The 20772-nt window shown below is 60.0% G+C and carries 22 protein-coding genes and 1 tRNA gene; 11 read left to right on the top strand and 12 right to left on the bottom strand.

Going from position 1 to position 20772, the window contains the following annotated elements:
* The coding region (locus QZS13_RS08015; RefSeq protein ID WP_295587716.1) for a carbon starvation CstA family protein at window positions 1-449 on the bottom strand (449 nt) is incomplete at its 3' end.
* A 573-nt stretch (window positions 450-1022) separates the two neighbouring features.
* On the bottom strand, window positions 1023-1706 hold the full coding sequence (locus QZS13_RS08010) for a FadR/GntR family transcriptional regulator (protein WP_295587714.1): 684 nt from the start codon (window positions 1704-1706) through the stop codon (window positions 1023-1025).
* Window positions 1707-1872: 166 nt separating this feature from the next.
* Here QZS13_RS08010 and QZS13_RS08005 point away from each other — a divergent pair, with 166 nt between their 5' ends.
* From QZS13_RS08005 to QZS13_RS07980, 6 genes are all read left to right on the top strand, one after another.
* Window positions 1873-2553: a hypothetical protein gene (locus QZS13_RS08005; protein WP_295587712.1), complete on the top strand. Its 681-nt coding sequence runs from the start codon at window positions 1873-1875 to the stop codon at window positions 2551-2553.
* A gap of 34 nt (window positions 2554-2587) precedes the next feature.
* Complete coding sequence (locus tag QZS13_RS08000) at window positions 2588-2800, top strand: 4Fe-4S dicluster domain-containing protein (RefSeq protein ID WP_295587710.1); 213 nt, start codon at window positions 2588-2590, stop codon at window positions 2798-2800.
* Between the two features lie 18 nt (window positions 2801-2818).
* Window positions 2819-3889, top strand: a complete 1071-nt coding sequence (locus QZS13_RS07995; RefSeq protein ID WP_295587707.1) for a 3-methyl-2-oxobutanoate dehydrogenase subunit VorB — start codon at window positions 2819-2821, stop codon at window positions 3887-3889.
* 1 nt (window position 3890) lies between these two features.
* Window positions 3891-4640 carry a thiamine pyrophosphate-dependent enzyme gene (locus QZS13_RS07990; RefSeq protein ID WP_295587705.1) on the top strand — a complete coding sequence of 250 codons (750 nt, stop codon included), beginning with the start codon at window positions 3891-3893 and terminating at the stop codon, window positions 4638-4640.
* Between the two features lies 1 nt (window position 4641).
* On the top strand, window positions 4642-5184 hold the full coding sequence (locus tag QZS13_RS07985) for a 2-oxoacid:acceptor oxidoreductase family protein (protein ID WP_295587703.1): 543 nt from the start codon (window positions 4642-4644) through the stop codon (window positions 5182-5184).
* Between the two features lie 434 nt (window positions 5185-5618).
* Window positions 5619-6692, top strand: coding sequence for a branched-chain amino acid aminotransferase (locus QZS13_RS07980; RefSeq protein ID WP_295587701.1), 1074 nt, complete (start codon window positions 5619-5621; stop codon window positions 6690-6692).
* Between the two features lie 87 nt (window positions 6693-6779).
* On the opposite strand, the gene QZS13_RS07975 is transcribed toward QZS13_RS07980, so the two are convergent.
* Window positions 6780-7214: a hypothetical protein gene (locus QZS13_RS07975; protein WP_295587699.1), complete on the bottom strand. Its 435-nt coding sequence runs from the start codon at window positions 7212-7214 to the stop codon at window positions 6780-6782.
* A gap of 176 nt (window positions 7215-7390) precedes the next feature.
* Here QZS13_RS07975 and htpG point away from each other — a divergent pair, with 176 nt between their 5' ends.
* Window positions 7391-9274 (top strand): molecular chaperone HtpG, encoded by a 1884-nt coding sequence (gene htpG, locus QZS13_RS07970; protein WP_295587697.1) that lies wholly within the window; start codon window positions 7391-7393, stop codon window positions 9272-9274.
* 53 nt (window positions 9275-9327) lie between these two features.
* Here htpG and QZS13_RS07965 read toward each other — a convergent pair whose 3' ends face one another.
* The 7 genes from QZS13_RS07965 to QZS13_RS07935 all read right to left on the bottom strand — a co-directional run bounded on the left by QZS13_RS07965 (window position 9328) and on the right by QZS13_RS07935 (window position 16701).
* Window positions 9328-10425, bottom strand: coding sequence for a DUF3810 domain-containing protein (locus QZS13_RS07965; RefSeq protein ID WP_295587695.1), 1098 nt, complete (start codon window positions 10423-10425; stop codon window positions 9328-9330).
* A 1-nt stretch (window position 10426) separates the two neighbouring features.
* Window positions 10427-11161: an ABC transporter ATP-binding protein gene (locus tag QZS13_RS07960; RefSeq protein WP_295587693.1), complete on the bottom strand. Its 735-nt coding sequence runs from the start codon at window positions 11159-11161 to the stop codon at window positions 10427-10429.
* On the bottom strand, window positions 11158-11949 hold the full coding sequence (locus tag QZS13_RS07955; RefSeq protein ID WP_295587691.1) for an ABC transporter ATP-binding protein: 792 nt from the start codon (window positions 11947-11949) through the stop codon (window positions 11158-11160). The genes QZS13_RS07960 and QZS13_RS07955 overlap by 4 nt, the downstream gene beginning before the upstream one ends.
* Window positions 11949-12758 (bottom strand): ABC transporter permease, encoded by an 810-nt coding sequence (locus QZS13_RS07950; RefSeq protein ID WP_295587689.1) that lies wholly within the window; start codon window positions 12756-12758, stop codon window positions 11949-11951. The genes QZS13_RS07955 and QZS13_RS07950 overlap by 1 nt, the downstream gene beginning before the upstream one ends.
* Entirely contained in the window at window positions 12755-13705 is a 951-nt protein-coding gene (locus QZS13_RS07945) for an ABC transporter permease (RefSeq protein ID WP_295587687.1), read from the bottom strand. The genes QZS13_RS07950 and QZS13_RS07945 overlap by 4 nt, the downstream gene beginning before the upstream one ends.
* 51 nt (window positions 13706-13756) lie before the next feature.
* Entirely contained in the window at window positions 13757-15283 is a 1527-nt protein-coding gene (locus QZS13_RS07940) for an ABC transporter substrate-binding protein (RefSeq protein ID WP_295587685.1), read from the bottom strand.
* Between the two features lie 182 nt (window positions 15284-15465).
* A complete protein-coding gene (locus QZS13_RS07935) occupies window positions 15466-16701 on the bottom strand; it encodes an AI-2E family transporter (RefSeq protein ID WP_295587682.1) in 1236 nt (411 codons plus the stop codon).
* Window positions 16702-16827: 126 nt separating this feature from the next.
* On the opposite strand from QZS13_RS07935, the gene QZS13_RS07930 reads away from it, so the two are divergent.
* A complete protein-coding gene (locus QZS13_RS07930) occupies window positions 16828-17715 on the top strand; it encodes a diacylglycerol kinase family protein (protein WP_295587680.1) in 888 nt (295 codons plus the stop codon).
* Window positions 17712-18350, top strand: a complete 639-nt coding sequence (locus tag QZS13_RS07925) for a CoA pyrophosphatase (protein WP_295587678.1) — start codon at window positions 17712-17714, stop codon at window positions 18348-18350. Before QZS13_RS07930 ends, QZS13_RS07925 begins: the two co-directional genes overlap by 4 nt.
* Before the next feature lie 52 nt (window positions 18351-18402).
* On the opposite strand, the gene QZS13_RS07920 is transcribed toward QZS13_RS07925, so the two are convergent.
* The gene (locus tag QZS13_RS07920; protein WP_295587676.1) at window positions 18403-19464 is read right to left on the bottom strand and encodes a GNAT family N-acetyltransferase; all 1062 of its coding nucleotides are present in this window, start codon (window positions 19462-19464) and stop codon (window positions 18403-18405) included.
* Window positions 19465-19594: 130 nt separating this feature from the next.
* Here QZS13_RS07920 and QZS13_RS07915 point away from each other — a divergent pair, with 130 nt between their 5' ends.
* Together QZS13_RS07915 and QZS13_RS07910 are read left to right on the top strand one after the other, a co-directional pair.
* A complete protein-coding gene (locus tag QZS13_RS07915; RefSeq protein ID WP_295587674.1) occupies window positions 19595-19774 on the top strand; it encodes a hypothetical protein in 180 nt (59 codons plus the stop codon).
* A gap of 134 nt (window positions 19775-19908) precedes the next feature.
* Window positions 19909-20000: transfer RNA gene (locus QZS13_RS07910), tRNA-Ser, on the top strand.
* A gap of 140 nt (window positions 20001-20140) precedes the next feature.
* Here QZS13_RS07910 and QZS13_RS07905 read toward each other — a convergent pair.
* The coding region (locus QZS13_RS07905) for an N-acetylmuramoyl-L-alanine amidase (protein WP_295587672.1) at window positions 20141-20772 on the bottom strand (632 nt) is incomplete at its 5' end.

The following is a 20772-nucleotide window of genomic DNA, read 5'->3' as shown; positions in this document are numbered from 1 at the left end:
GCGGCGATGTCGCCGGGGGTGTAGATGAACACAGCACCCACCAGCAGCAGCAGCAAAGAGCAGAACACCTGGTACACGCCGTACACACCCTTGTTGGAGTACTTGCGGACCATGGATGCCATCTGAGAGCCGCCGTCACGCAGGCAGATCATGCCGGAGAAATAGTCGTGCATAGCACCGCCGATGATGTTGGTGATGGGGATGGTGATAAACGCGATGGGCCCGAAGAGGATGCCCTGGATGGGTCCAAAGATGGGGCCGGTACCTGCGATGTTCAGCAGGTTGATCAGGCTGTTCTTCCAGCCTCTCATGGGAACATAGTCCACGCCGTCCTGCTTGGAGAAGGCGGGAGTTTCCCGGTCGTCGGGCCCGAAGACCTTTTCGCAGAACTTGCCGTAAATGGCAGCGCCCACGAACAAAATCACGAGACCCAGAACAAATGTAGCCATAACACACACTCCTTCTAGTTCACTCTTGAGGAAAATGCTGGGGAATGCGGAGGTCTCCCCGGATCAACCGTCCTCCGCAAGCCGGCACAGCCGGCGTTTTTGGGAAATGCGAACAGGAATCTTTTCTTGAATACGCTCCCTTCTTATTTCCGCGCCTTCCTTCCCGCTGAAGAAGAAGGCCCTGCAAAAGGAACGGACTTTTCTGCTGCCGGAACCGCCCCCTCCGGACGGCCGGCCGGTCTTTGCTAAGGTTTTCACTTTGTTCGCAAAGATACCGTTAAAAGTTGCCCCTTTGCTTTCGGGAGCAATTATACACCCCTGTTCAGACTTTGTTAAGGGGGAACGGTTAATTTTGTGAATAATTTGTGAATAAGTCCAACTGGGTTGTGTATTTCGTTAGGAAAACCACAGCACAATTGAAAAAACGTTCGTTATTTTAGATGAATTATCATTGCGTTTTTTATGCAAGTTGTCCATGTGCTGTGTACAGTCCGCATACAGGCGCACATGTTCCGCGCACAAAAAACAGCTGCCCTAAAATCCAGGGCAGCTGTTAAGATTTTACAGTTTTCGTTAAGTGCGCAAAACGTTGATCAGGTGGCGGATATGGATGCTCATGGCATGCCGTGCGCCCACCTCATCCCGCTGGAGCAAAAACTCCAAAATGGTGCGGTTGTCTCCCAGGGCAGTGTCCTGCATGTGCTGGCGGTTCTGGGAGATCTGCATAATCTCCCCTACGGCGCTGTTGATGATGGGATAGAGCCGCCGCATATACTCGTTGTGGGATGCCTTGATGATGGCCCAGTGAAATTCCTGATCCGCCAGGGGCCAGTCGCCGCCCGCCGCGGCTACCTTCTCCACCCGCTCTGCCTTCTTGGCGATCATGGCCAGTTCCTCATCGCTGGCACGCTGGCACGCCAGGGCCACCGTGGCAGGTTCAAAAATCAGGCGCATCTCAAAAAGGTCCTTGGCCCGTACCCGGGACCGCAGGCCCGAAAGCGCCGTCAGGTCCACACCGCCCGCCGGCAGCGACTCGGCCACAAAGGTTCCCCGGCCCCGGCGGATCTCCAGAATCCCCTGGGCCACCAAAAAGGAGATGGCCTCCCGGAGCGTGGTACGGCTGACTTTCAGTGCCTCACTGAGCTCGTTTTCATTGGGCAGCTTGCATCCCGGCGCATAGCGTCCCTCATCGACGATCATCTCATACAGCCGGTCGGCAGTCCGCTCCGACAATTTGACTTTTTTGGTCTCCTCCATGCCGGTCCCTCCATTGCCCTCGCCGGCCGCACATCAGATTCCTTTCGGCAGCCGGCAGAATTCACTTGACATCATATTTCTTTGGGAGTACAATGACATCATACAACAAGTAACAAAATAATACAACACCGAATTAAAGAATTTTTCCACAGGAGGCGATCCCCGCTTGACGGCAGAGAATATTTGCACCCACCGCGTCTCCATCATCACCGGCCACTACGGCACCGGCAAAACGGAATTTGCCGTAAACCTGGCACTGCAGCTGGCCCAGCAGAAGCCACAGGTGATGCTGGCAGACCTGGATATCGTCAACCCCTATTTTCGCTCCAGGGAGCGCAAGGCGGTTCTGGAACAGGCGGGGATCCGTCTGATTGCCTCTTCCCAGGCGTGCACCGATGCCGACGTGCCCGCTCTGCCTGCGGAGCTACTGACCATCCTTGAAAACCGGGAGGTTACCGGCGTGCTGGACATCGGCGGCGATCCGGTAGGCGCCCGGGTTTTGGCCCGCTTTCGGGACAAGATCGTCTCGGAGGACTACCAGCTCATCTACGTGCTCAACGCCAACCGTCCGGAGGTCCGCCAGGCGGATGCCGCCGTGGAGTACCTGCGGGCCATTGAATCCATCACCGGCCTGACCTGTACCGGCATTGTTAACAACACCCATCTGTGCGGCGAGACAACCCCGTCCGAGGTCCGCAAGGGTGCGGCACTGGCCGCCCAGGTGTCCGAAAAGACCGGCATCCCTGTACTGTGCCATGTGGCGCTGGACCGGTTCACCCCGGAACTGTCCGACCTGTCGGAACCTGTTTTTCCGATTACCATACAAATGAAAAAGCCGTGGGAATGACCATGCAAGAGGAAAAAAGGAGGAATCATCCAATATGACCGCGAAAGTAACCTTTGACTCCGATCGCTGCAAAGGGTGCGAGCTGTGCACGTCCGTGTGCCCCAAGCACATCGTTGCCATCGATCAGACGGTGATCAACCGCAAGGGATACCATCCCGCCACGGTGACGAACATCTCGGAGTGCATCGCCTGCGCCAGCTGCGCCAAGATCTGCCCCGATTCCATCATCACCGTGGAAAAGTTCTGAAAAAGGAGGTCATCAACAGTGGAAAAGGAACTTTGGAAAGGTAACGAAGCCATCGCCGAGGCCGCCATTCGTGCCGGCTGCGACTGCTTCTTCGGCTATCCCATCACTCCCCAGAGCGAAGTGCCTGAGTATATGTCCCTGCATATGCCCCAGCACGGCAAGGTCTTTGTCCAGTCCGAGTCCGAGGTGGCTGCCATCAATATGGTGTACGGCGCTGCCGGTTCCGGCATGCGGGCCATGACCTCCTCCTCCTCTCCCGGCATCAGCCTCAAGCAGGAGGGCATTACCTATATTGCGGCCGCGGAGCTGCCCTGCGTCATCGTCAACTGCATGCGCGGCGGCCCGGGCCTGGGCACCATCCAGCCCGGTCAGGGCGATTACTTCCAGGCCACCCGCGGCGGCGGCAACGGCGACTACCGCACCGTGGTCCTGGCTCCCTCCAACATCCAGGAGGCTGTGGACTTCACCCAGGAGGCCTTTGACATCGCCGATACTTACCGCAACCCCGTGGTCATCCTGGCCGACGGCCTCATCGGCCAGATGATGGAACCCATCGAGTGGCATGAGATCCCCAAGCGCAAGCTGCCTCCCAAGGACTGGGCCACCACCGGCAAGCACGGCCGTGACCACACCAACGTCATCAACTCTTTGTACATGGACCCCGAGGAGTGCGATCACCACAACGCCGACCTGGAGGCCAAGTACAAGCTGATCGCCGAGAAGGAAGTCCGTTGGGAGATGAAGGACTGTGACGACGCTGAGCTGATTATCACCGCCTACGGCACCCCCGCCCGAATCGCCCTCAGCGCCCTGGAAACGCTCCGTGCCCAGGGCATCAAGGCCGGATTGTTCCGCCCCATCACGCTGTGGCCCTTCCCTGAAAAGCCCCTGCACGAGCTGGCATCCCAGTCTCACGTCAAGGCATTTTTGGACGTGGAGATGAGCGCCGGCGGCCAGATGATCGACGATATCCGTCTGGGCGTGGAGGGCCAGAAGCCCATTGCTTACCTGGGCCACGCCGGCGGCGTCATGCCCACCATCGAAGAAATCGTGGAATCGGCCAAGAAGGCTCTGAAGGAGGCACAGTAACATGGCAATCGTATATCAGAAAACCAAGGGCCTGACGGATGCCGAGCTCCATTACTGCCCCGGCTGCCATCACGGCATCATCCACAAGCTGGTGGCTGAAGTGCTGGAGGAGATGGGCCTTCTGGATGACGCCATCGGCGTCTGCCCCGTGGGCTGCTCCGTGTTTGCCTACAAGTATTTCAACTGCGACATGCAGGAGGCCGCCCACGGCCGCGCTCCCGCTGTGGCCACCGGCATCAAGCGCACCCATCCCACCCAGCCGGTGTTCACCTATCAGGGCGACGGCGACCTGGCCTCCATCGGCGCGGCGGAGATCGTCCACGCCGCCATGCGCGGTGAGAAGTTCACCACCATCTTCGTCAACAACGCCATTTACGGCATGACCGGCGGCCAGATGGCCCCCACCACTCTGATCGGCCAGAAGGCCACTACCTGCCCTCTGGGCCGTACCGTGGAGCAGGCCGGCATGCCCATCCGGGTGGCGGAGATGCTCTCCACCCTGGACGGCTGCGTCTATGCCGAGCGGGTGTGCGTTACCGACATCGCCCACCTGAATAAGGCCAAGAAGGCCATCCGCAAGGCCTTTGAAAAGCAGATGGCCGGCGAGGGCTTCACGTTTGTGGAAGTGCTGTCCACCTGCCCCACCAACTGGGGTATGACGCCTCTGAAGGCCAAGCAGTGGCTGGAGGAGAAGATGATTCCCTACTATCCCCTGGGCGTCATCAAGGAAACCGGCGCGGAGGTGAAATAAGATGAAAAAAGAAATCATCATTTCCGGTTTCGGCGGTCAGGGCGGCCTGGCCATCGGCAAGAACCTGGCAGAGGCCGGCATGGCCGAGGGCCTGAACGTCACCTGGTCTCCCTCCTACGGTCCCGAGATGCGCGGCGGCACCGCCAACTGCTCTGTGGTGCTGTCCGACAAGCCCGTGGGCTCCCCCGTGTTTGCCCATCCCACCGAGCTCATCGCCCTCAACGAACCCTCCCTGTCCAAGTTTGAGGCAGGCGTGGTCCCCGGCGGCCAGGTGTTTGTCAACAGCGACGTGGTTACCGACAAGGTCTCCCGTCCTGATCTGACTGCCTACTATATTCCCTGCAATACCATCGCCGACGAGATCGGCAACCCCAAGGTCTCCAACATGGTGATGCTGGGCGCTTATGTGGCCGGCACCGGCATCCTCAAGCCCGAGACCATCGAGCAGATGATTCAGGAGATGTTCACCGGCGCCAAGGCCAAGCTGGTCCCCCTGAACATTGAGGCCTTCCGGCGCGGCTACGCGTGCATTCACAAGGCCTGATTCTTACCTTTTCTTACCAAAACACGCGGCGGCCCGGCATTTTGCCGGGCCGCCGGTTTCTTCCCCCGGCAGGCGGTCCTTTCTGTGCATTTTAACCATTGACTTTGTCTTTCTATCAGCGTATAAAATAATTAATTATCAGAAAATGCGATGAACGGGACATGTCTGAGAGCCCGCGCTTACAGAGAACTGCCGGATGGTGCAAGGCAGGAAGCAAAGCACTCAGGAGTCACCCGGGAGCTGTCTGCGGAACAGCCTCGCCCAGTACGCAAACCGGCCGCCCTCCGATATCGGGGCTTCGAGTGGCCGCCCTTTCCGGCGGCAATGAGAGTGGTACCACGGAAGTGTGACTTTCGCCTCTCCTGTCTGCGGCAGGAGTGCGCGGAAGTCTTTTTTTATAGCTTCAATTCACAATGCAAGGGAGAGTTACGGATATGTTGGATATCAAGATCACCAAAAGCACGTCCCTCAAGGAAAAGCCCGACGAGAACAAGCTGGGCTTCGGCAAAATTTTCACTGACCACATGTTCCTGATGGACTATACCCGCGGTCAGGGCTGGCACGACGCCCGGATCGTTCCCTATGCCCCCTTTGTTCTGGACCCCGCCTGTGTCATTTTCCACTATGCCCAGGAGGTCTTTGAGGGCATGAAGGCCTATCGCGCCGTGGACGGCACCATCCAGCTGTTCCGTCCCGACTGCAACGCCAAGCGTATGCAGGACTCCTGCGACCGTCTGTGCATCCCCGCCATCCCCGTGGATGATTACATCCAGGCAGTCAAGGCTCTGGTGGAGATTGAGAAGGATTGGGTCCCCCATGTGGACGGCTCCTCTTTGTACATCCGCCCCTTCATCTTCGCCACCGATGTGGGCCTGGGCGTGCACGCCAGCCCCACCTACATTTTCGCCATCATCTGCTCTCCCTCCGGTGCCTACTACGCCGAGGGTATCAACCCCGTGCGCATTTACGTGGAAGACGATTACATCCGCGCTGCTCCCGGCCTGACCGGCTTCACCAAGTGCGGCGGCAACTACGCCGCCTCCATCAAGGCCGGCGAACTGGCTGAGGAAAAGGGCTTTGCCCAGGTTCTGTGGCTGGACGGCGTGGAGAAGAAGTATGTGGAAGAAGTCGGCAGCATGAACATCATGTTCAAGATCTCCGGCAAGATCTACACCGCCGCCTGCACCGGCACCGTGCTGCCCGGCGTGACCCGCCGCAGCTGCATTGAACTGCTCCGTGACTGGGGCTACGAAGTGGTGGAAGGCCCCCTGGCCATTGCCGACGTGATGAAGGCCGGCCATGACGGCACGCTGGAAGAGGTCTTCGGCACCGGCACCGCCGCCGTTGTCTCTCCCGTCAAGGAGCTGGACTGGAAGGGCGACCAGGTGTTCATCAGCGAGGGCAAAATCGGCCCCCTGACCCAGAAGCTCTACGACACCATGACCGGCATGCAGTGGGGCAAGATCCCCGACACCAAGGGCTGGATTGTCCCCGTGTGCAAGGGCTGATTGCCGTCCATATCTCCAATCGCAAAAAAGCTCCCGGAACGAAAGTTCCGGGAGCTTTTTATCATATGTGCCGCCGTGCCGGGCAGCTCAGGTCTTACCGTGGATCTGGGCGCCGCACTTGGGGCAGGTGATGATGATCTTCCCCTTGCCCACCGGCACCCGGCAGATGGTCTTGCACTGTTTGCAGGTAAAATAGCGATGCTCCTTGTCCGCATGGCGGGCTCTTGCGCCGGCGCCGCGGCTTTTGATCCCCCACCACCAGTTCATCCACTTTTGATTCTCCTGGCGGCGCTTGTAGAGGTTTTTGGAGAACATGCGGAAGAAGATCAGCAGCATCAAAAGCCAGAGCGCCACATCGCAGACCGCTGCGCCTATGCGGCTGCGCAGTCCGGCCGCCGCAATGGCCCGGATGAGACACACCAGCACATACACCCACAGCAGCGCCCGGTTCAGCGCATCGACGCCGTTGCGTCCGTACATGAACCGGGTGATCGCATTTGCAGCCTGACGGAACACTCCCATGGTGTACAACTTCCTTTCCGGCGCACGCGCCGTTTTTTTATTTTTCTTATTTTACTCGCAAAACCAGCGGCGCACAACTGCTTTATCCTGAAATTTACAAATTGGTCATTTATTTGTTTTGTTCAATGTGTTATACTGGAGCCGTTGTGAAAAAAGAAACAAAGGAAGTGTCTTTTATGGCAAAAAAGCAATTCAAAGCCGAATCCAAGCGGCTGTTGGACCTGATGATCAACTCCATCTACACCCATAAGGAGATTTTCCTCCGGGAGATCATCTCCAACGCCAGCGATGCCTGCGACAAGCTGTGCTACCAAGCCCTGACGGACGAGTCCGTGGGCATGGACCGCAAGGATTTCGCAATTCACATCCAGGTGGACAAGGATGCGCGCACCATCACCGTCAGCGACAACGGCATCGGCATGGACAGGGAGGATCTGGAAAACAACCTGGGCGTCATCGCCTCCTCCGGCTCCTACAAGTTCAAGCAGGAAGTGGGCGACGATGCCAAGGATACCGACGTGATTGGCCAGTTCGGCGTGGGCTTCTACTCCGCGTTCATGATTGCCGACCACATCACTGTGGTGACGAAGAAGTTCGGCTCCGACACCGCCTGGCGCTGGGAGTCCTCCGGCGCCGACGGATACACCGTCACCGAGTGTGAGCGTGACGGTGTGGGCACGGACATCATCATGCACGTCAAGCCCGATACCGATGACGAAAATTACAGCGAGTTTCTGGAGTCCTGGCGGCTTCAGGAGCTGGTGCGCAAGTACTCCGACTATATCCGCTTCCCCATCCGCATGGAGGTCTCCAAGACCCGCCGCAAGGAGGGCAGTCCCGACGACAAGCCCGAATACGAGACGTACACGGAGGAGGAGACTCTCAACTCCATGGTGCCCATCTGGCAGCGGGCCAAGTCTGAGGTAACCGCAGAGGAGTACAACAAGTTCTACCGGGACAAGTTCCACGACTACGCCGATCCCCAGCGGGTGATCCCCGTGTCCGTGGAGGGCTCCGTCACCTACAAGGCGCTGCTGTTCGTCCCCGGCACCACTCCCTTTGATTTTTATACCAAGGAGTACGAAAAGGGGCTGCAGCTCTACTCCAACGGCGTACTCATCATGGACAAGTGCGCCGATCTGCTGCCGGAGCACTTCCGCTTCGTCCGTGGCGTGGTGGACTCCCCCGACCTGTCGCTGAACATCTCCCGTGAGCTTTTGCAGCACGACCGTCAGCTGAAGATCATCGCCGCCAATCTGGAAAAGAAGATCAAGGCCGACCTTCTGAAGCTTTTGCAGGAAGACCGGGAGGGCTACGAGAAGTTCTGGAAGAACTTCGGCCGCCAGATCAAATACGGCGTGGTAGGCGAGTACGGCGCCCACAAGGACCTGCTCAGCGACCTGCTGCTGTTCTACTCCTCCACGGAGAAAAAGCCCGTCACCCTGGCCGAGTACGTCTCCCGGATGCCCGAGGACCAGAAGTATATCTACTTTGCCGCCGGTGAGACTCCCGACAAAATCGACAAGCTCCCCCAGACGGAGCTTCTCAAGGACAAGGGTACCGAGATCCTGTACTTCACAGAGGAAGTGGACGAGTTCTGCGCCCAGATCCTCCACACGTTCCAGGAAAAGGAGTTCCGCTCCATTTTGGATCAGGAGGTGGAAGAGGGTGCCAAGGAAAAGGCCAAGGAGGCCCAGGACGCCCACAAGGCCACCTTCGACTTCGTCAAGGAGGCCCTGGGAGACAAGGTCAAGGAGGTAAAGGCCTCCACCCGCCTCAAGTCTCATCCCGTGTGCCTGACCGCCGGGGAAGGGCTCTCCTTCGAGATGGAGAAATACTTCCAGGCGGTGCAGCCGGACTCCGGAATCCATGCCGACCGTATCCTGGAGCTGAACGTGGAGCATCCCGCCTTTGCCGCGCTGGAATCCGCCGTCACCGCCGATCCGGAGAAGGCGAAGAAGTACGCCGCGCTGCTCTATAACCAGGCGCTGCTCATCGCAGGCCTTCCTCTGGAAGACCCCTCCGGCTACACAGATCTGGTGTGCGAGCTGATGAAATAAAAGCGCCCCCGATGGGGGACGCGCAAAAAAAGGAGCGCCTTACGGCGCTCCTTTTAAATTTTGTCCTGATAGTAGGTTACCAGCAGATCCACCACCGTGCCGTAGGACCGGATCCCCTGAGTCTGACCGTAGCTTTTTAAAAAGCCGTCGTACACCTGGTTGGATACCTTCCGGACGGCCTTGTCCCGGAACTGATCCCAGTAGGCGCTCTGGGCCGAAAGATCTGCCCGCACCGTCTGGGGCAGGGCGTCCCGGATGGTCCGGTAGGCGTCCGGGTCCACGGAGTACAGGGCATTGCCCAAGTAGATATACCCCATGAGCCATCCGGCGTAGGCGTACACGTCGTCACCGCAGGTGGTGCAGGAGAGCACCGCCAGAAAGTTGCACTCCTGCTCGGAGGTAATGCCCCGCTGGTGGGCCAGCTCGTGGGCCACCGTGGACCCCAGCAGGCAGGCGGGGCTGTCCATGTTCACATTGGACTCCCCGGTAAAGGGGCAGTAGATGCCTGTGAAGTCCAGAGCGCTCAGGATGCGGGAAAAGTATACCGGCTTGACGCCGGGATCGTCAAAGGTCAGGAACGGGAACTGCCGCTCCACCACGTCGTACACATCGGTGCTGCCCGCGAGGATCTCCTCCCGGGGCACGGCAAACAGGCCGTTTTCGTCCCGCTGTACCTTCCCGGCCGCTTCACTCAGCTCACCCGCGAAGTACGCCGTTACCTGCCGCAGGGCACTTTCCTCCACCGGCTGGGCGTAAATGCCGGACTTTTCCTGGAAGCCGTCGGCATAGCTGTCAATGCCCAGAAGGAAGCAGAATCCCACATAGATCCCAAGTCCCGCGCACGCAAGGCCCAGCACCGCGCTGTACGCCCGGCTGGCCCGGTGGCCCCGGGCCCGGCATACCGCCCCGATGCTCCAGAGGAGATATCCCACCCCGGCGATCACCAGGGCCACACACAGCACCTCCGCCACGGAGAAGTCCACCAGATAGCAGATGCTGCCGATGCCCCGCCGCAGCGGCACGGTCACATGGGCAGCCAGGAAGTTCATCAGCGGCCGGAACTGCCGGAAGAAAAGGTAGAGTGCCAGCAGCATCAGCTCCGCCGCCAGCGCAATATGCAATTTTTTATGTCTGAGAAAGAATTGCTTCATGTTATTCCGCCGCAGCCAGAAGCTGCCGGGTATAGTCTTGCTTGGGGTTGTCAAAAATCTCGTCCACTGTGCCCTGCTCCACAATGCGGCCCTCTTTCATGACCAGCACCCGGTCGCACAGCTGATACACCACGTTCAGATCGTGGGAGATGAACAGGTAGCTCAGATCCAGCTCGGCGCGCAGCGTCCGCAAAAGCTCCAGGATCTGGGCCTGGATGGTCACATCCAGAGCGCTGACCGGCTCATCGGCAATAAGAAACTTGGGCCGCTGAATCAGCGCCGTGGCGATGCTCCCCCGCTGGCGCTGCCCGCCGGAGAGCTCCGACGGCTTTGCCGCAAGGCACTCCTCCGGCAGCTCCACCCGCTCCAGCATCTCCCGCACCCGCCGACGGCGCTCCTTGGCGTCGTACTTTCCGTAGATCCGCAGGGGCTCTTCCAGAATCCACCCCACGGAATAGGCGGGGTTCAGGGAGCTGTACGGGTCCTGAAAAATCATCTGGGGACGCTTGGTGTAGTGGATCACCTCACCGGCATCCGGCTTGACGATGCCCAGAATGGTCCGGGCCAGGGTGGATTTGCCTGTGCCGGACTCGCCCACCAATCCCAGGATTTCCCCGTGATGGACATCGAACGTCACGTCGTGGAGCACCTCCTGGTAGGTACCCCGGCGAAATACACTGCCCTCCCGGTAGCCGCTGGTCACATGGCGCAGCGAGAGCACCAGATCCTCGTTCATGGCTGCTCCTCCTTTCGGTGCCGGGTGGGGATGGCCGCCACCAGCCGCTGGGTATAGGGATGGCGGGGATGGTAAAAGACCTGGTCCGTGTCCCCCTGCTCCACCAGAACCCCCCGCTGCATCACCGCCACATGGCCGCAGAGCTTACGCACCACATTCAGGTTGTGGGAGATAAAGAGCATAGAGATGCCGGACTCGGCGTTGAGCTTTTTCAGCAGCGCCAGGATCTGGGCCTGGATCGTCACGTCCAGGGCGGTGGTGGGCTCGTCCAGCAGCAAAAGCTTGGGCCGGATGACAATGGCCGCGGCAATCATCACCCGCTGGAGCATACCGCCGGAGAGCTGGTGGGGGTACTTGTCATAGACCTCCTCCGGGTCAGGGAGCTCCACTGCCGCCAGAGCGGAGAGCGCTTTTTCCCGCCGCTGCTGCGCCGTCAGATCCGTATGCAGCCGAAGCACCTCTTCCACCTGGGCCCCGATCTTCATCAGCGGGTCCATGCAGCTCATGGGCTCCTGAAACACTACACCGATGCACCGGCCCTGGATCTTCCGCAGACGCGCACGTTCCATATGCAGCAGATCCTCTCCGTCCAGCAGCACGGAGCCGGAGTAATCGCACTGGCGGCGGGGCAGCAGTCCCGCCACGCTCATGGCGGTGACGGACTTGCCGGAGCCGGACTCACCCACCAGCCCCAGAATCTCCCCGTCCGGGATGGTGAACGACACGCCGGCCACCGCTTCCCGGGTGCGGTTGTGGAACTTCACATGCAGGTTCTCGATTTCCAGCATCACGCCACCTCCCTGTTCCGGCGCTGGAGGCCCTCGCCGATGAGGCCCACGCCGAACACCAGCAGCACAATGGTGCAGCCGGTGCTGAGCACATACCAGGGTGCAGCGGCAAACATGCCCTGTGCCTCCGAGAGCATATAGCCAAGGGATGCGTCCGGCGGTGTCACGCCCACGCCCAGATAGCTCATGGACGCCTCCGCCAGTACGGCGTTATTGAATCCAATGGTCAGCGCCGGCAGCAGAACGGGCATGATATTGGGCAAAATGTGTACTACAATAATCCGGGCACTGGAAGCGCCCATGAGGCGGGCACTTTTGACATAGTTCATGTCCCGGGCGGCGGCAAAGGCCGTGCGGGTCACCCGGGCAAAGCTGGGGATGAATACCACGCCCAGCGCCAGCACTACATTATATTTATTGCCCGGCCCCACCACGGAGATGATAACCAGGGCCAGCAAGATACTGGGGAAAGCGGTCAGGGCGTCATTGAGACGCATGAGCACCTCGTCCACCACGCCGCCGAAGTACCCGGTCAGGGCACCTACTGCCGTGCCGCACACGGCGCCGATGGCCACCGTGGCCACCGCGATGGCAAACGTGGTGCCGGCCCCCTGCATGACCCGGCTGAAAATGTCCCGGCCGAAGCTGTCCGTTCCCATCCAGTGGGCCAGCGACGGCCCGGACAGCTTGGCTGCCCCATCCATGGCGTTGGGGTCATAGGGCGTCCAGAAAAAGCCCACCAGGATCATGGCGGTGATGCAGCCGGTGAGAATCAGCCCTGCCAGGAGGAATCCGTTCATCCGCTTCATACGCCACCTCCCAGCCGCAGCCGCGGGTCGATGCGCTGGTTAATAAGATCCGCGGCGGTTCCGGCCAGCACCACCCAGAATGCCAGAATCACCACGATGGCCTGTACCACCGGATAGTCCCGGTTGGAAATGGAGGCCACCAGCAGCCGCCCCAGTCCCGGGATGGCAAACACCTGCTCCACCACAATGCTGCCCGCCACGATCTCTGCCATGGTCTGAGCCAGGAACGTCACCACCGGCACCAAGGAGTTTTTCAGCACGTGACCGTACAGCACGCCCCGGCGGTCATTGCCCCGGGAGATGGCCGTGCGCACATAGGCCCGTCCCATCTCCTGGCGGATGGTACTGCGGAGCATCCGCACCGTCATGGCCACCCGGGGAATGGCGATGGAAATCGCGGGAAAGAGCAGGTATTCCAGGGCGCCGCCGAAGTTGGCTGTCAGGGACGGAAAGCTGCCGTGGGTGAACACATGCAGCACGGTGCTGAAAAGCCACGTCAGCAGGATACCGGTAAAAAAGGGCGGCACCGCCATACAAAGCTGGTTGAACGCCGTGTCCAGGGCATCCAGCCGGCCGCCGTCCCGTCCGGCGGCATGCACCCCCAGGGGGATGGACACCGCCACAATCAAAAGGAAACTTAAAAGGCTCAGGCACAGGGTAATTCCCACCTTGGGGGCGATCAGCTCCCAGACCGGCTGGCCGTAGCTGTAAGAAGTGCCCAGATTCCCCGTGAAAAAGCCCGCCAGCCACTCGCCGTACCGGACCGGCATGGGACGGTTGAGTCCCAGCTCCTCCCGCAGCGCCGCCACGGACTCCTCCGTGGCCTGGGTGCCCAGCATGGCCGTGGCCGGGTCGCCGGAGATCAGATCAAAGGCCGCAAACGCGAGAAAAGAGACGATGACCATGGTCAGCAGCAGCATGGCAATGCGTTTTGCCGCGTATTTCATGGTCTTCGCCTCCCCTCTCCGTCAGCGGCAGAGTCTCTGCCGCCGCGCATATCAGGCAGTATAGCGGATGCCGGACAGATCCAGCACGTAGATGGGATAGAAGGTCACGCCCTCCAGTCCCTTGCGTACCGCCACCAGATCCGCCAGATCCTGGATGTAGACATTGGCGGCGTTGGCCGTCAGGTTCCGCTCCATCTCCTTATAGAGCTCGGTCTGGGTCTCGTCGTCATAGGTGGAGATGGCCTGGGCGAACAGCTGGTCGTAGTCCGCGTTGTTGTAGTTGATGAAATTCTTGTCATAGGTGGAGGTAAACCGCTCCAGCAGGGCCCGGGCGGTCATGTTGGAGGCATCCACGCCCACCACCGTGGACTGGAACTGACGGTTCGTATACACGTCCTCCACCCAGCTCTCCCACTCCACCGGCAGGATGGTGGCGTTGATGCCCACCGCCTTGAGCTGCTCCACCAGCACGGTGGCAGTGTCCATATGGGGCTGGTAGTTGCTGGGCACGGTGATGGTCATGTCGAACCCGTCGGGATAGCCGGCCTCCGCCAGCAAAGCCTTGGCCTTGTCGGGATCGTAGGAATAGTAGTTGGTCAGGCTGTCGTCAAAGTACTTGCCGAACGCGGGGTACATGCTCGAGCCGATGGGGCTGCCGTAGCCGTCAAAGGCCAGATCGATGATCTGCTGCTTGTCCACGGCATAGCACAGGGCCTGCCGCACCCGCACATCGTCAAAGGGCTTCTCGGCGTTGTTGAGGTACAGTGCCTGCACCAGATTCATGGTGCCCTCGTCCACGTTGAAGTCCTCGCCCAGCTGGGCCACCTGGGTGCTGGTCAGATGGGCGCACAGGTCAATGGCGCCGCTTTGCAGGCTCATCAGCAGGCTGTCGGCGTTTTCGATGATCTTGAAGGTCACCTTGTCCAGCGCCGCCGGCGTGCCCCAGTACTCGTCAAACTTCTCCAGCACAATGGAGTCCTGGGCCGTCCGGGAGACGAACTTGAACGGGCCCGTGCCCACGGGGGCAGTGTCCTGCTGGTCGTAGTCGGCCGGCAGGATGGCCGTGGTCAGGTAAGAGAGGAATTCGTTGCTGGGCTCGGAGAGCGTAATGGTCACCGTGCGCTCGTCCACCGCCTGAATGTCCGTAATTGCAGAAAACGCCTCCACCGGGACGATGCCTGTCTCAGTGGCGGCGGCGCAGCGTTCAATGGAATAAACCACATCCTCCGCTGTCACCGTGTCTCCGTTGTGGAACTTCACTCCATCCCGCAGGGTGAAGGTGTAAGTCTTGTGATCGTCGGAAATCGTGTACTTCTCGGCAACGGCAGGGATCAGATCTCCGTCCGGGGTCGGCTTCATCAGCCCCTCGAACACGTTAAACATCACTTCTCTGGTTCCTGCCTTCACGGTTTTGTGAGGGTCAAGACTGTCGTCAAGGTCCTGTGCGATGCCAACGGCAATGGCGTTGGCTGCGGCCCGGTCCTCCGGCGTCTCATCTGTGCTGCCATCTCCGCACCCGCTGAGTACGGCGCACAGGAGGCACGTCAGGAGAAGCAGTGCCAATCCTCTTTTTTTCATGGTTCTCTCCTTTAAATCACTGCCGCAATGGGTCAGTGTTGGGCGGAAGCTGTCCGCCCCGCAGAATCATGGCTCCAGATTGAAAAAGAGCCCTGCGGAAACGTCGTTATTTTTATAACAAACATCCCGCAAGGCTGTATTGTACACGAACACCTCTGTGATTGCAAGAGCTTTCAGAAATTTTACATGGGTTCCTGGGAATCTTTTTCCCCGCTTCCGGCGGGTGGGTTTGCCGCATAGGCCTTGGTAGACAGGGGCAGGGACTTCTTCTTCAGGCGGCTGTCAATGAAAAACGACGCCGCGCTGTACAGACACGCACATACCGGTACGCCGAAAAACATCCCGGGGATGCCGAAAAAACTGCCGCCTACCAGGATGGCGATGATGACCCACAGGCTGGAAAGGCCCGTCTTGTCCCCCAGGATCTTGGGGCCGATGACGTTGCCGTCCAGCTGCTGGAGCGCCAGGACGAACAGCACGAAGTACACGCCCTTGATGGGGTCTGCCAGCACAATGAGGAACGTGCTGGGAATGGCACCCAAAAACGGCCCGAAGAAGGGGATCACGTTGGTTACACCCACGATGACAGACACCAGCGGCGTATAGGGGAATTTCAGAATGGAGCAGCCGACAAAGCAGATAATACCGATGATCAGCGAGTCCAGCAACTTGCCCCGGACAAAGCCGGAGAAGATCTCATCCACCCGCCGGGTCCCCAGCAGCACCCAGCGCACATTCTCCCGGGAGAACAGGCCATGGACGGCCTTGCGGGCCTGGGCGGCACACAGTTCCTTGGTTGCCAGCAGGTAGACGGAGACGATAATGCCCACCAGCAGATTCTTCAAAAACACCAGCGTGCTGACCACGCCGCCGGAAAGGGCCGTCATCAGCGTGGAGGCCTGGGGCAGCATCTCCTTGGTCAGCCAGGTCTGGATGTCCGAATAGTAGGTGTTGATCTGGGTCATGGCCCAGGACTCCACATCCGGGTTGGTCTCCAGCAGATGCTCCACCCAGCCGGTAATGACCAGATAGTAGTTTTCGATGTTGCTCACCAGCTGCAAAACGCTCTTGTAAAGCTCCGGCAGCAGAACAGAGGCCAGCAGATACCCCAGAATGCAGATGACTACCCACGTTAAAAGCAGACTTGCCGCCCGGGGAAGGCGAGCCGTCAGCAGGCCGTTTTTATGGGCTTTTTCCACTGCGGAGGAAAACAGATTCCGCTCGAAAAAATTCACCACCGGCGCCAGAAGATAGGCGATCATGGCGCCGTAGAGGATGGGCGCCACCGCGATGAGCAGCTGGTTCCAGATGGCCAGCAGCTCCCTTCCGCCGAACAGCGTATCGTACAGGAGCAAAATGGCGCTGACCGTGCAAAAGACCGCCAGCCCCAGTTGAACATACGGTTTTCTCTGTCTCATCGCCACCATCCCTTCGATGTTTTTATTCTACACGGCGCCCCCAGCAATTGCAATCCTCATTTTCCCGTGCTATACTGTCCTTTACACAAATTTCACATCTATGTTTTCTGCCGCAGGAGGCTCTTTATGGCTCAAAAAAAGCTTCTGTTTATCGTAAACCCCCGGGCTGGACGCAACAAATCCCGCAGCCCGCTGTTTGACGTGATCGCGCTCTTTTCGGAGGCCGGTTACCTCATTTCCGTCCACAAGACCACTGCCCCCGGCGACGCCACAGAGACGGCAGCCAAAGAGGGCGGCAGCTACGATCTGGTGGTGGCCGTCGGCGGAGACGGCACCCTCAATGAGGTCATTGCCGGACTCATGCGCCTGGAGCACCGCCCCTTGCTTGGCTATCTGCCTCAGGGCAGCACCAACGACTTCGCTGCAAGTCTTCACATCTCTGACCACCCGGTCACTGCCGCCATGGCCATGCTGCACAGCTCCCCCCGGGCGCTGGACATCGGCCGATGGAACGAGCGCAATTTCGTGTATGTGGCCTCTTTCGGCGCCTTCACCCGTACCTCCTACGCCGCCTCCCAGGCCGCTAAAAATGCTCTGGGCCACTTTGCCTACATTCTGGAGGGCGTCAAGGACCTGAGCACCCTGCGCCCCTACCACATCCGCCTGACAGCGGACGGCGAGGTACTGGACGGAGACTACCTTTTCGGTGCCGTGTGCAACTCCACCTCCATCGGCGGGCTCATGAAGCTCAGTCCGGAGCGGGTGGTGCTGGACGACGGGAAATTTGAGATGCTGCTGATCCCCAACCCCACCAACGTCCTGGAACTCCAGAACCTGGTGCTGGGCTTGGCCAACCAGCAGTACGACAGCCACGGTCTGGTGTTCCGCCACGTCTCCTCCCTCCATCTGGAGACGGAGGAGGAGCTGCCCTGGTCCCTGGATGGGGAGTATGCCCCCAGCGTGCCGACAGTAAACATTGAAAACATCCGGTGCGCCCTGAACATGCTGCTATGAAAAACGAGTTGGAAACCCTGCGCTGCCGGTTCGACGGCCATACGCCGTCGCTTCTGGGCGAGCGGCACAGCTATGCCGTCCTGTGCCCCCTGGTGGAGAGGGAGGACGGTCTGCACCTTCTTTACGAGGTCCGTGCACGCGCGCTCAGCCAGCCCGGCGAGGTTTGCTTCCCCGGCGGCCGCATGGAACCGGGGGAATCGCCGGAGGCCTGTGCCCTGCGGGAGACGGAAGAGGAGCTGGCCATTCCCCCCTCGGAAATCACACTGCTGGGCACGCCGGACTTCATCTGCAATCAGGCGGGCTTCCTGCTCCGCCCGGTGCTGGGAGTGGTCTCCCCAGCAGGCTTTGCCGCCCTGCGGCCCTCTCCGGCGGAGGTAGCCCAGGTCTTCACCGCGCCGCTGTCCTTTTTCCGGACCACCCCGCCGGAGCCGTGGTACTACGACCTGCTGCCCCGGGTACCGGAGGACTTTCCCTACGAAGCGGTGGGAATCCCCCGGGACTACCCCTGGGCCAGAGGCCGGGTGGAGGTACCCGTGTGGTATTGGCAGGGCCACGCGGTCTGGGGCATGACCGCCCGGCTGACCGCCCAGATCATCCGGGCCCTGGAGCCAAGAGAGAAAAAAGAGGAGCCGTAAACACGGCCCCTCTTTTTATATGTGGTTCTTGATCTCTGTGCAGACAGAATGCTCACACCTCCGCAGGCGGCAGCGCCAGGTAAGCCGGATCAAACCCGATGCTCTTTTCCAGCTCCCCCGGCTGCGTTCCGGGTCGGAATCCGTATGTCTCCCAGAAGGCCGCAGACTCTCCCGGAGTCACCCGCAGCGTCTGACCATCCAGCTTCCGGGTCAGCTGCACCGCCTGGCCGATCATCTGGACGCCGAACCCCCGTCCCCGGTACCCGGGGCACACGCAGGCCAGGGCAATGCGTCCGGTCTCCGGCCCCATCTGCAGAAGGCTCACCGGCTCCCCGTTCAGGTATCCCACCAGAGCCGTCTCCCCGGGACAGCCCGGCACGCCTGCCTCCGCCGCGCACCGGTCAAAAAAGGCGGATTGCTCCGGCAGACGCAGCGGCTCAAAGTAGAGCCCCGGCTCCAGGCCGTTGGCCCGCTTTCCGCCCTTCTCTCCCGCCAGATACGCCTCCGTACGCAGATGGCTGTTGTCATCCCGGAACACCACTTCCATGCGGCCGTTTTCCTCCCGCAGCAGCGACACTGCCGTGTTGTCCCCCACCGGCGTACTGGCCAGCTGCTCAATGGTATATCCCTGAAGGGACGCCAGCAGCAGTCGGATGGCGTAGCCGTGGGAAAAGACCGCCACGGTTTTCCCCTGGTTTTTCCGGGCAATGTCCTCCACTGCCGCCCGCACCCGGGCCAGTACCCGGGCAGGCGGCTCTCCGCCCTCCACCTGCCAGCGCTCCGGATGGCGGCTGAAGTTTTCCATCTGTTCCGGGTCCGTGCGGGCGATATCGCCCCAGGTGCGCTGCTCCCAAACGCCCACGCAGATCTCCCGCAGGTCGGTGCGGCGATGGAGCGGCAGTCCCTTGGGCCGGTAGATGGCAGCTGCGGTGGCGCAGGTGCGGTAGAGGTCGCTGGAGTAGACGGCATCCACGTGAATGTCTGCAAATCGCGCCTCCAGTGCTGCTACCTGCCGCTGCCCCCGGTCCGTGAGCAGGCTGTTGTACTGCCCCTGTGCAATCCGATAGAGATTTCCCTCCGCTTCCGCATGGCGGATGAGATAGATGGTCGTCATAGGCGCCTCCTGATTGTCAAATCATTTCTTTCCGCATTATAGCGCCGCCGCCGCATTTTGGCAAATGCGGCGGCGGTTTTTTTGCGCATCGCCGGAAATACTACTCCCAGCCGCAAAGGAGTGATTGAAGATGCAAGGAAGTACCGGATTTTGGGTCGGTATGGGCGCCGGCATGGCCGCCGGCGCCGCGCTGGGGATGATGTCTGCCTCCAGCCGCCATTCCATGAAGTCACAGGTAGGCAAAAGCCTGCACAAGCTGGGTGTCGCCATGGATCAGGCGGTGGACAACATCGTCTCTGAGCTGCACTGAGCATAAAACCGGAGGGCAATGGTCCTCCGGTTTTATCTTTTTAAAAAAAGTGGAAAAAGGGGCTTGACTTTACCGCTTCTTCTGTTATAATAACACTGCTGTCGCTTCGAGGCAGCAAACAATTGCATCGCTTTGGAGAAGTCGCCTAGTTGGTCGAGGGCGCATGATTGGAAATCATGTAGGCCCCTAAAGGGTCTCGAGGGTTCGAATCCCTCCTTCTCCGCCAGAAAAAACCCTAGAATCACCCGATTCTAGGGTTTTTCTTTATTTCTTAACAAAAGAAATTAACAAATACGCAATCTTTTCAGCCGCAAATAAATGTGTAGAAAAGGCAAGTATAGTTAATAAAATGTAGTCAAATTGTAGTCAGCATTTGAGCTTTGCCGCCATCTTGATAAGCAGCGCCCGGACGCTCCGATCCGTGTACTCCAGGGCCTTCCAGCGATCGGGACTGTCAATGACTCCGGCGGCCGCCAGGGCGTCCACCGCCTGCACCAGCTCCTCGTCCACAGCGGGCTCCTGGGGCGTCTCAGGCACCCAAACCGCCCCCAGGTAATACATGATGCCTCGGGCCTCCGCCTCGGCTACTGTGGCCCTCCAGGCATCGTCCAGCAGGTTTGCCACATCCTCCTTGTTCGTGTGGAAGGCGTGTTCGATGAGCACCGCCGGGGCCACCGTGTGCTTGAGGACGTACAGAGACGGGTCATAGACAATGGGCGCGGAGCGCAATGTCACGCCTACCTGGCGTACCCAGGCCGCGATGGTATTTGCCGCCTGTTCCCGCTCGCCGCCGGCGCCGTAGAGGTACGCGCTCCAGCCCCGGGCGCTGGACCATCCGCTGCCGCCCGCTGCGTTGGAGTGCAGGGACACAAACAGGTCCAGGCCCTTGATCTTATTCGCGATGGCACACCGCTCCGCCAAAGACACCGCCGCACCGTCCGGCCGGGTCTCCACCACCGTCACGCCGCAGCGGCGCAGGTGGGCGCCGATCCGCTTGG

Origin of the sequence: uncultured Oscillibacter sp., assembly GCF_900546705.1 — a bacterium.
GTDB lineage: Bacteria > Bacillota > Clostridia > Oscillospirales > Oscillospiraceae > Oscillibacter.
Note: the sequence above shows the minus strand (reverse complement) of the source record. Positions and strands in the feature narration are given on the sequence as shown.

What these genes read in the sequence shown, in the direction of transcription:
- QZS13_RS08010 (WP_295587714.1), bottom strand. Translation starts at nt 1,706, where the DNA reads ATGGAGGAGACCAAAAAAGTCAAATTGTCGGAGCGGACTGCCGACCGG.
- QZS13_RS08000 (WP_295587710.1), top strand. Translation starts at nt 2,588, where the DNA reads ATGACCGCGAAAGTAACCTTTGACTCCGATCGCTGCAAAGGGTGCGAG.
- QZS13_RS07990 (WP_295587705.1), top strand. Translation starts at nt 3,891, where the DNA reads ATGGCAATCGTATATCAGAAAACCAAGGGCCTGACGGATGCCGAGCTC.
- QZS13_RS07985 (WP_295587703.1), top strand. Translation starts at nt 4,642, where the DNA reads ATGAAAAAAGAAATCATCATTTCCGGTTTCGGCGGTCAGGGCGGCCTG.
- QZS13_RS07980 (WP_295587701.1), top strand. Translation starts at nt 5,619, where the DNA reads ATGTTGGATATCAAGATCACCAAAAGCACGTCCCTCAAGGAAAAGCCC.
- QZS13_RS07975 (WP_295587699.1), bottom strand. Translation starts at nt 7,214, where the DNA reads ATGGGAGTGTTCCGTCAGGCTGCAAATGCGATCACCCGGTTCATGTAC.
- htpG (WP_295587697.1), top strand. Translation starts at nt 7,391, where the DNA reads ATGGCAAAAAAGCAATTCAAAGCCGAATCCAAGCGGCTGTTGGACCTG.
- QZS13_RS07965 (WP_295587695.1), bottom strand. Translation starts at nt 10,425, where the DNA reads ATGAAGCAATTCTTTCTCAGACATAAAAAATTGCATATTGCGCTGGCG.
- QZS13_RS07960 (WP_295587693.1), bottom strand. Translation starts at nt 11,161, where the DNA reads ATGAACGAGGATCTGGTGCTCTCGCTGCGCCATGTGACCAGCGGCTAC.
- QZS13_RS07955 (WP_295587691.1), bottom strand. Translation starts at nt 11,949, where the DNA reads ATGCTGGAAATCGAGAACCTGCATGTGAAGTTCCACAACCGCACCCGG.
- QZS13_RS07950 (WP_295587689.1), bottom strand. Translation starts at nt 12,758, where the DNA reads ATGAAGCGGATGAACGGATTCCTCCTGGCAGGGCTGATTCTCACCGGC.
- QZS13_RS07945 (WP_295587687.1), bottom strand. Translation starts at nt 13,705, where the DNA reads ATGAAATACGCGGCAAAACGCATTGCCATGCTGCTGCTGACCATGGTC.
- QZS13_RS07940 (WP_295587685.1), bottom strand. Translation starts at nt 15,283, where the DNA reads ATGAAAAAAAGAGGATTGGCACTGCTTCTCCTGACGTGCCTCCTGTGC.
- QZS13_RS07935 (WP_295587682.1), bottom strand. Translation starts at nt 16,701, where the DNA reads ATGAGACAGAGAAAACCGTATGTTCAACTGGGGCTGGCGGTCTTTTGC.
- QZS13_RS07930 (WP_295587680.1), top strand. Translation starts at nt 16,828, where the DNA reads ATGGCTCAAAAAAAGCTTCTGTTTATCGTAAACCCCCGGGCTGGACGC.
- QZS13_RS07925 (WP_295587678.1), top strand. Translation starts at nt 17,712, where the DNA reads ATGAAAAACGAGTTGGAAACCCTGCGCTGCCGGTTCGACGGCCATACG.
- QZS13_RS07920 (WP_295587676.1), bottom strand. Translation starts at nt 19,464, where the DNA reads ATGACGACCATCTATCTCATCCGCCATGCGGAAGCGGAGGGAAATCTC.
- QZS13_RS07915 (WP_295587674.1), top strand. Translation starts at nt 19,595, where the DNA reads ATGCAAGGAAGTACCGGATTTTGGGTCGGTATGGGCGCCGGCATGGCC.